This window comes from Ruegeria sp. YKSD179 (assembly GCF_059612885.1).
Window position 1 is genome coordinate 42,420 of sequence record NZ_JBXWRL010000014.1, and the last position, 9,112, is coordinate 51,531.

At 54.1% G+C, this 9,112-nt stretch carries 7 protein-coding genes; 3 read left to right on the forward strand and 4 right to left on the reverse strand.

Going from position 1 to position 9,112, the window contains the following annotated elements; genetic code table 11:
* The first annotated feature begins 80 nt into the window (after positions 1-80).
* Together AC2FNE_RS10055 and AC2FNE_RS10060 are read left to right on the forward strand one after the other, a co-directional pair.
* The gene (locus AC2FNE_RS10055; protein ID WP_170603254.1) at positions 81-962 is read left to right on the forward strand and encodes an AEC family transporter; all 882 of its coding nucleotides are present in this window, start codon (positions 81-83) and stop codon (positions 960-962) included.
* 60 nt (positions 963-1,022) lie between these two features.
* Positions 1,023-1,604, forward strand: coding sequence for a transglycosylase SLT domain-containing protein (locus AC2FNE_RS10060; protein ID WP_170479204.1), 582 nt, complete (start codon positions 1,023-1,025; stop codon positions 1,602-1,604).
* A gap of 11 nt (positions 1,605-1,615) precedes the next feature.
* Here the strand turns inward: AC2FNE_RS10060 and AC2FNE_RS10065 are convergent, their stop codons facing one another.
* From AC2FNE_RS10065 to AC2FNE_RS10080, 4 genes are all read right to left on the reverse strand, one after another.
* Positions 1,616-2,212, reverse strand: a complete 597-nt coding sequence (locus tag AC2FNE_RS10065; protein ID WP_170603251.1) for a LolA family protein — start codon at positions 2,210-2,212, stop codon at positions 1,616-1,618.
* A 40-nt stretch (positions 2,213-2,252) separates the two neighbouring features.
* Positions 2,253-5,141: a DNA translocase FtsK gene (locus AC2FNE_RS10070; protein WP_496773291.1), complete on the reverse strand. Its 2,889-nt coding sequence runs from the start codon at positions 5,139-5,141 to the stop codon at positions 2,253-2,255.
* 14 nt (positions 5,142-5,155) lie between these two features.
* Positions 5,156-6,337, reverse strand: coding sequence for an aminotransferase class I/II-fold pyridoxal phosphate-dependent enzyme (locus AC2FNE_RS10075; protein WP_170603244.1), 1,182 nt, complete (start codon positions 6,335-6,337; stop codon positions 5,156-5,158).
* Positions 6,338-6,445: 108 nt separating this feature from the next.
* Positions 6,446-7,774, reverse strand: a complete 1,329-nt coding sequence (locus AC2FNE_RS10080) for an amidase (protein ID WP_170603242.1) — start codon at positions 7,772-7,774, stop codon at positions 6,446-6,448.
* A gap of 52 nt (positions 7,775-7,826) precedes the next feature.
* Between AC2FNE_RS10080 and AC2FNE_RS10085 the strand changes: the two genes are divergently transcribed.
* Positions 7,827-9,089: an FAD-dependent oxidoreductase gene (locus AC2FNE_RS10085; protein ID WP_254442513.1), complete on the forward strand. Its 1,263-nt coding sequence runs from the start codon at positions 7,827-7,829 to the stop codon at positions 9,087-9,089.
* Positions 9,090-9,112 lie beyond the last annotated feature (23 nt).

Here is a 9,112-nt window from a genome sequence, read left to right on the forward strand (position 1 = left end):
TGTTTCAGCCCCCAAAGTATTTACTACATCTTTCCGAACTGAAATGCCAATCCTTGATCACATTTTCCGGGAAACAGTCTGTGAACCTCTTAACTACAGTCTTCGAAATTGTGGCCCCTGTCTTCTTGTTGGCGGGGATCGGATTTGCGTGGGTCAAACTGGGATTCGAATATCGTCTGGAGTTTGTAACGCGCTTGGGAATTACGCTTGCGCTACCAAGTCTTGTCTTTGTCGCATTGATGCAGACAAACATCCCCAGCGGGGATCTGACCGTGTTTACGCTCGCTTCAATCGCCATACATGTAGCATTAGCTGCTGTGTTTTGGGTTTTTGTAAGGATAAGTGGTCTTGAAAAACGCACTTACCTCGCCCCCCTGATTTTTGGGAACACCGGAAACCTTGGGCTGCCCTTGTGCATATTTGCATTCGGTCAAGCCGGTCTGGGGTACGCGGTTATTTTTCTGGCAGTTACCGTTTTGCTTTCCTTCACATACGGAATTTATCTGGTGGCGGGACAAGGTGCCTTTGGCAAAGCGGTGCGCGAGCCGATGGTTTGGGCCACACTGCTTGGTGCTGTGTTTCTCTGGCGCGACTGGGAAACACCGTTGTTTCTGACGAACACGCTTGATCTGCTGGGGCAAATGGCGATCCCACTAATGCTTATTACCTTAGGCGTAGCTGTGGCACGCCTGACAACGAAGAAGTTGCGACAAGCAATCTGGATTTCGGGTTTGAAGCTGATGGTTTGTTTTGTCCTCGGCTGGGTTCTGGCCGAAGTTTTCAATTTGGAACCGATTGCGTTCGGTGTTTTGGTTTTACAAGCCTCCACCCCAGTTGCCGTGACATCGTATCTTCTCGCCGAACGGTTTAAGGCGGACGCAGACGCCGTCGCCGGGCTGGTCATGGTATCGACAGCCCTGTCCGTCGCGGCATTGCCTATTATTCTGGCGGTTATTCTGTAACGATTGTGATTTCCTCGGCCTTCAATCTTTGCTAGAATAAAGAAAAAAGGCACGAGGCACATGAGCAGAATTCTTTTCGTACTCTTTGGGGTGCTTTTTTTGGCATCCTGTGGGGGCGGGTCGAACAAGCCGCCCAGCAGATTGAACGACGCGTGCAGTATTGCACGTGAGCGGCCGGACTATATCAAAGCATTTGAAAAAACGGAACGCAAATGGGGCGTGCCCGTTCACGTTCAGATGGCGACGATCTATCAGGAAAGCCGCTACAAACACGATGCGCGAACACCGCATAAATACGTACTGGGCGTCATACCAATGGGACGTCAAAGCAGTGCCTATGGTTTCAGTCAGGCCCTGGACGGCACTTGGGATGAATACAGGCAAGAAACTGGCAAGCGCCGCGCAAAACGTGACCGTATTCGCGATGCTTCAGATTTCATCGGCTGGTACATGAACAAAAGCTATGAGCGGAACGGTATCCACCCCAGCGACACGCGTAACCAATACTTAGCATACCACGAAGGCCACAACGGATTTTCACGCGGCAGCTACAATCAGAAGTCCTGGTTGTTGAACGTGGCAAGTGACGTGGACGCGCGTGCGCAGCTCTATCAGTCGCAACTAGCAGGTTGCCGCTACTGAATTCGCGCGGATCAGCGATCGTCTGATCCGCGTTTTTTGTTGTCAGAAAACAGGCTTTGATCCAGTCTGCCACCTTCTGTAAGCGGACCCAATAGAACTGTGGTTTGGGTACCGGCATTGTCGTGTATCACCCATTTGCGCAGCTCAATCGGATCACTCGTAAACATCAGTTCGATTCGACCGTTTTCCGGGTTTTTGGGGTCTTGCGCTGTCACCACGGTGGCTGTCCCATCGAATTCATGACCGACCACCATGTTTGCTTGTCCTAGGTTAACGTTCCTTGCCAAAACTAAGGACAAAGGAGTGCGCCGCAGCGGATATTGCTCCGGCGGCTGGTTGGACTTTGCATCATAAATTAAAACCGATCCGGAACGTGCCAGAACAACCGCATCGTTCGGCGCATCATACTCGAATCTCATCTTACCTGGCCGCTGCAGCCACAGCTTTCCGGTACTCAGCGTTCCGTCGTCATTCACCTGAGTAAAAGTCGTCTGAACGGTATTCAGACTGTTCAGGTAATTGGATATCTGCGACAGCGGCAGCTTATCAGCAGCCCAGGCTGTCGGTGCGGCCAGCGTCAAAGCTAAGGCAAAGGCTATCTGTTTCATGCTCTATCAGATAGGCGCTCTACCCTTGATATGGAATATCTTATTGCTCGGGTACGAGGATTTCGCGTTTACCGACATGATTTGCCGAGGAAACAACACCTTCGTCTTCCATTTGCTCTACTAGCCGCGCTGCCTTGTTGTAACCAATGGCGAGTTTTCGCTGAATGTAAGAGGTCGAGCATTTGCGATCCTTGATCACAATGGCCACCGCTTGATCATAAAGGGCATCTTCTCCACCCGTATTTCCACCTGTATTCAGCCCAAGAACGGCGTCAATGTTGTCGGCCTTTTCTTCCGTCGGACCATCCACGACTCCACCGACGTAATCCGGCGGACCGTATTGTTTTAGGTGGTTGACGATTTCCTCGACTTCTTCGTCCGAGACAAACGGGCCGTGGCAACGGGTGATCTTGGCACCACCGGCCATGTATAACATGTCACCCTGACCCAATAGTTGTTCGGCACCCATTTCGCCAAGGATGGTGCGGCTATCGACCTTTGAGGTCACCTGAAATGAAATCCGGGTCGGGAAGTTTGCCTTGATCGTACCGGTGATTACATCAACCGACGGGCGCTGCGTCGCCATAATCAGGTGAATACCAGAGGCCCGCGCCATCTGCGCCAGACGCTGGATGCAAGCTTCGATTTCCTTGCCAGCAACCATCATAAGGTCGGCCATTTCGTCCACAATTACGACGATATAAGGCATCGCCTCAGGCGCGAATTCTTCGGTTTCGAAAACTGGCTCACCGGTTTCGTCATCGAACCCGGTTTGAACAGTCCGGCTGAACAACTCACCTTTTGCCAGCGCGTCCTTAACCCGACCGTTGTAACCGGCAATGTTGCGAACACCCATCTTGGACATCTTGCGGTAACGGTCTTCCATTTCTCCTACCACCCACTTTAGAGCTACGACCGCTTTCTTAGGGTCGGTCACCACGGGTGACAGAAGATGCGGAATACCATCGTAAACTGACAGTTCCAGCATTTTGGGATCAATCATTATCAGGCGACACTCGTCCGGAGTCAGCTTGTACAGCAATGACAGGATCATGGTGTTGATAGCGACTGATTTACCGGAACCAGTGGTACCTGCAATCAAGAGGTGGGGCATTTTAGCGAGATTTGCCACCACGGCCTCGCCACCAATGTCCTTGCCCAGCGCCAACGGCAGGGCTTGGTTCCCGTCACCAAAGTCGCGGCTTGAGAGGATTTCACGGAGCACAACCATCTCTCGGTTCTCATTGGGCAGTTCGATACCAATAACCGATCGTCCGGGTAGGGTCGAAACACGCGCAGACAAGGCCGACATCGAACGGGCGATATCGTCCGCCAAGCCGATCACACGACTGGCCTTCAAACCAGGGGCGGGTTCGAGTTCATACATCGTAACCACGGGTCCCGGACGAACGCTGACAATCTCACCTTTGACGCCATAATCATCCAAGACGTTTTCCAGCATCCGAGCATTTTCCTCCAATGCCTCATCACTCAGATGGTGACGCAGAATGTTGGCAGGGTTGGACAACAAACCCAGGGGCGGAAGCTCAAAATCAGAGTGCTTTTCTTCAAACGACAAAGCCGGTTGTGCCTCGGCCTGCGCACGGCGCGACGGCATGGGTGTGCGGCGGACCGGTTGCGCCACCACGGGCTTGCGCGGTTCGGCAACGGGGATTTTCATAGACTGACGTGGTGAAGGGTTCGCCGCAGAATCATCTTCAAAAACTGAATCGTCTTCATCGTGCCCAAATTCATCACCGTGCGGGTCTTGCCAGTCGTCTTGAGTGTAACCAGTCATCGGCGGCTCAGGAGGCAGCCCAGTTGATGTCAATGAAGGTTCTGGCGGCAAGTCCCCTGCGCGCTCAGCATTCAGGATCAAAGGGTCAGGTCCCCGACCGCGCCCTTTTGTCAAAGGCAAACTCGGATCTGGCTCCGGCCTCATTTCTCCTGCTGCCACTTTGCGGCTACGCACTGCGGCCGAAATTTTGGACCTGATCCGGTCCTCCCCTGGCATATCTTCGTAACCTTGCACTGGTTCTTGGGCCAGAAGTTCTGGCTCTGGCATCGGATCCGGGCGGCGGATCAATGCGGGCATACGGGCCAGTAATCCAGTTTTCCGCGTGGGTTCCAATGTTTCAGGCATGGGTTCATCAAAACTCGGATCCGCATAAGCAAGATCATCTTCGAAATCGGCCAGTGCTGGTTCCACCCGATCGGTCTTGCGTTCAGCCCATTGAGCTCTGCGGTCGCGAGCCGCCTGTGCCGTAGCCGATGCCCCACGACCCAGCATGTTCATCAAAAGGTCGTAGGACATAACCAGACCCAGCAAAAAGGCACGGAAACCGCGTTTGACATCGGCTTTGGTGAAACCCAACACGAATACGCCCAACGCCAGCATTCCGATAGCCATTGCCAAGGACATCATTTTGACCATTAGCTGAGACGATATCGGCAAAAGTGTCAGCAATGCGCCCATGACGGTGTCACCAAACAACCCGCCCAACCCATAGCTATGCGTTGCACGCCAAGCATCGCCGGGTACAAGCGTTGCCGCATAGACCGAAACGATTGCGATCCAAATCGGCGCAAATATCAGCCGGGCAATCGCGCGTTCTTCGGAAAAATGACCGGTGAAGCGAACCCCCCATCCAATCAACACCAACGCAATACCCCAGCTGCCCCATCCGACGATCATGAACAATGGCGCGGCGATAGAAGCACCAATGCGGCCCATCCAATTTTGCACCGGCGCATCGGTGGACACCATCCAATTTGGGTCATCAGGCGTATAGGACCAGATCATCGCGGCCGCGGCCATGCCCAGCAAGACCAAGGCAATCCCGATCAACTCCTTGCTACGCCGTTCGATCGCAGCCTGCGTGGTGCTGTCCAATAAGGGGTCGCGATTGCGCGCGTTCAATGATGCCATTTTGCCCTCGTACCTCACGTATAGATGCAGTCGCGTAATGTGGTCAGCCCGCGCTGCAACTCTGCTTTTGGGGCCACCAATGCGACCCGAATAAAGGACTCGCCCGGGTTTTGCCCCGGATCACCTTGTGAAAGGTATGCGCCAGGTAAAACCCGGACCCCAGTTTCCTTCCACACCTTCAAAGCGGTTTCTTCTCCGCTATCGACCGGAAGCCATAGGAAGAAGCCGGCTTTGGGAGACATATAGCCTTGCACACCTGCAAATATTTCATCCGCGATCGCGTACTTTTCCTGGTACTGAGCCCGGTTTTCCCTGACGTGTTCCTCATCCGCCCACACCTTTGCGGCGGCAGCCTGAAGGGGTAAGGGCAAAGGCGCACCGGCATAAGTGCGCAATTTTTTTACGTGCTTAATCGTTTCTGCGCCGCCAGCGATCAATCCAGACCGCAAACCAGCCAAATTTGACCTTTTTGACAACGAGTTGAACAGTGTGATCCGTTCCGGGTCTGCGTCCAGCTCTTGCGCGACAGTCAGAATCCCGACTGGTGCCTTGTCACGGTAGATTTCAGAATAACATTCGTCTGCAAAAATGCGAAAATCGTATTTCTCGGCCAGGCTGATCAGAGTAGCCCAATAATCACGCGACGCGACCGCACCCTGAGGGTTTGCGGGAGAACAAATATAGGCCACAGCGGTTCGATTCAGCACATCTTCAGGCAGGCTGGCATAGTCAGGCAAATGACCCGTCGCAGCCGTTGCAGAAACGAAATATGGTTGAGCACCCACCGAGATCGAAGCCACCATATAGACTTGGTAAAATGGGTTGGGGCACAAAATGATAGGTTGCTGACCGTTTTTTTGTTCAGGACACAAGGCCATAGCAGCGTTGTACAAGCCCTCTCGGGTGCCGTTCAAAGCCATCACATTGGCCTCGGGATCCATCGTCACCCCATAGCGGCGACCGATCCAGTCAGCGATGGATTCGCGCAACTCAGGCGATCCCTCGTTCGGCGGATATCCCTGAAAACCAGCCGCGTTTTTCATCACGACATCGGTAACCCAAGATGGAAAATCATGGGTGGGAGCACCGATTGTCATATGAATTATCTCACCGCCCGGCTGATGATGATCCAACAGAGCGCGAAGACGCGGAAATGCATATGCCGGTAGGTTCGAAAACCGCTCGGGGAAATTCATGCCAAGTGCCTCAATGCCGGGGTCATTTTCGCCCCGTTTTCTAGCAGGTTACAGATCGAACCGGCCCTCGTCCAGACAAAGAGGTTCCGAATCAGGGGATTGTGGCATTCAAGCCAGTACCAATTCCGCAGCCGCGCCAAGCCTCAACAGGGCCTCCTCGGAACCCGGATAACCCAACAGCATAAGCCCACAGCTGGCCGTTCCAGTAGGCAACGTAAGGGCCGCCAACCCCATTAGATTTCCGATCCGAGCGTTTCTCAGTGCCAGAAGATTCTCGGTAACGTAATATTCGTGATCATTCATCAACCGTTCCAGATTCGGCGGCAAAATCGGCGCCGTCGGCGCAAGCACGGCGTCAAAACTGGCTGTCGCCGAATCCCAAGCACTGCGACATGCTTTCAGCTTTGACCAAGCCGCAATGTAATCAGGTCCTGAAAAAGAGGCCCCTGTTCGAAACCGTTCCAGAATTTCGGGATACATGGCGTCGGGATTCGCCTCGATGACGTCGCGCCACAAGCCGTAGGCTTGCGTCGTATACAAAACGCCAGCTAGACCCATTGCTTCCTCTAATTCGGGCACTTCCAAGGGCACGATTTCAGCACCGGTAGATTTTATCTTGTCCAAGGCTTCCGCGTATGCTCGGCTTGGAGCCTCACGTACATCATCCTGAGCAACCGTCTGAAGATCTGCAAATCGGCGACCCTTCAGTGACGCGCCGCGCAGGTCAGTCGGATTGATGCCTTCCATCAGGGCCAGCATTTGCGCGGCATCCTCGACGGATCTGCTCAGCGGGCCTACGGTGTCGAACCGAAGACACAAAGGTACAACTCCTTCGAGACTTAACCGTCCCGAAGTTGTTTTTAGACCAACCAAATCATTCCAGGCCGCTGGAACACGCACGGACCCGCCCGTGTCGGACCCGATTCCAATTGCCGCCAAGCCCCACGCGACCGAAGCCGCCGCCCCAGATGATGATCCGCCGGGAACAGCATCTTCGTCGTGGACGCAGGGTGGCGTTCCCGTAATCGGGTTTAATCCGAGTCCCGAAAAGGCCAGCTCGCTCATATGGGTTTTCCCCAGACAGACCGTGCCCATGGCCGTTGCGTTGCGCACAACTTGCGCGTCTGCTTCAGGAACCCGTCCTTTCAAGAGGGCCGAACCGGCTTCGGTTTCAGTCCCGGCCGTATCGAACAGATCTTTCCAGCTGATCGGCACACCATCCAAAAGTGATCGCCGCAACCCGGATTTGACGCGTTCTTTTGCAGCCTTAGCTTCGGCCCTTGCCCGATCATGGGTCACCCGCGCATAGATCGCATCTCGGTGTGGGTGATCGTCAATCGCAGCCAGATAGGTTTCAGTCAGGTCCCGTGGATCAATCTGCCCCATACCAATTCCGCGACCCAGATCACATGCCGTCATGGTTAACCAGTCTTGCATCCTGCAACTCCCAAAATCACGCTTTCTCGGGACGGTAGCGACAGGACCGCACATGGACAATCCCGAAAGGGCACGCATATTGCGGATCATGACAGAGGCATCAGATATCTTAATCGTAGGTGGTGGACTGAACGGCGCTGCCCTGGCTCTCGCGTTGGCTCAAACCGGACACTCGGTCACCATCATAGACTCTTTAGCCGAGACAACTCGCAAGAATGCCGCCTTTGATGGCCGGTCCTACGCGTTGGCCTTGGCATCGCAACGACTTTTGGCAGCCATAGGTGTTTGGGAAGAAGTCGTCGCGAATGCCCAACCGATGCTTGAGATCAAAGTGACAGATGGGCAAGCAGGTTTCGGCCCGTCGCCATTCTTTATGCATTTTGATCATGCCGAGATCGAAGAGGGCCCGATGGGTTTTATGATCGAGGACCGGCATCTGCGACGCGCCTTTTTGGAGTCCATGCAAGGGTTCGCGGCAATCACCCGGATAAGCGGCAGGTCTGTCACCGCTCAAGGCCATTCAGATGCCGGCGTGGCCATAACATTGGATGATGATGCAGTTATCCAAGGTAAATTATTGATTGGCTGCGATGGTCGCAATAGCGGAACAGCGTCTCGGGCGGGCATTAAGAGAACGGGTTGGGGTTATGATCAAACTGCGTTGGTATGTGCCATAGAGCATGAGTTGCCCCACTACGGCATCGCTCATCAATTTTTTATGCCGCCCGGACCTTTGGCCATATTACCGCTGACTGGGAACCGCAGTTCGATTGTGTGGAGCGAGCGCACGGAAACCGCCAAACGAATTAACGATTTACCTAAAGCTGAGTACCTCCAGGTGTTGCGCCCGCGATTTGGCGATTTTCTTGGCGATATCCGCCTGCAAGGTGATCGTTTCACCTATCCGCTCAACTTGTCTGTCGCCAACTCATTTATTGACGAAAAATTGGCACTTGTAGGCGACGCTGCCCACGGTCTGCATCCGATTGCCGGTCAGGGTTTGAACGCGGGTCTGCGCGATGTTGGCGCTTTGGCCGAGGTGCTGACTTTGGCAGGGCGGCGCGGTGAAGACATCGGTTCAGCCTTGGTGTTGGAACGCTATCAGGAATGGCGGAGGTTCGATACAACCACATTGGCAATGGCGACTGACGCATTCAACAGGCTGTTTTCCAACGATAACTCGTTACTTCGAATTGGACGCGACATCGGCATGGGTATCGTGGGATCGTTGCCGGGATTGCGCCGTGGTTTTGTGCGGGAAGCTGCTGGATTGACCGGGGATCTTCCTAAACTGTTACAGGGCCGGGCAATTTAATCCAGCTCACGCGCTTCGTCGAC

Coding starts and splice junctions, on each gene's coding strand:
- AC2FNE_RS10060 (WP_170479204.1), top strand. CDS start 1,023: ATGAGCAGAATTCTTTTCGTACTCTTTGGGGTGCTTTTTTTGGCATCC.
- AC2FNE_RS10065 (WP_170603251.1), bottom strand. CDS start 2,212: ATGAAACAGATAGCCTTTGCCTTAGCTTTGACGCTGGCCGCACCGACA.
- AC2FNE_RS10070 (WP_496773291.1), bottom strand. CDS start 5,141: ATGGCATCATTGAACGCGCGCAATCGCGACCCCTTATTGGACAGCACC.
- AC2FNE_RS10075 (WP_170603244.1), bottom strand. CDS start 6,337: ATGAATTTCCCCGAGCGGTTTTCGAACCTACCGGCATATGCATTTCCG.
- AC2FNE_RS10080 (WP_170603242.1), bottom strand. CDS start 7,774: ATGCAAGACTGGTTAACCATGACGGCATGTGATCTGGGTCGCGGAATT.
- AC2FNE_RS10085 (WP_254442513.1), top strand. CDS start 7,827: ATGGACAATCCCGAAAGGGCACGCATATTGCGGATCATGACAGAGGCA.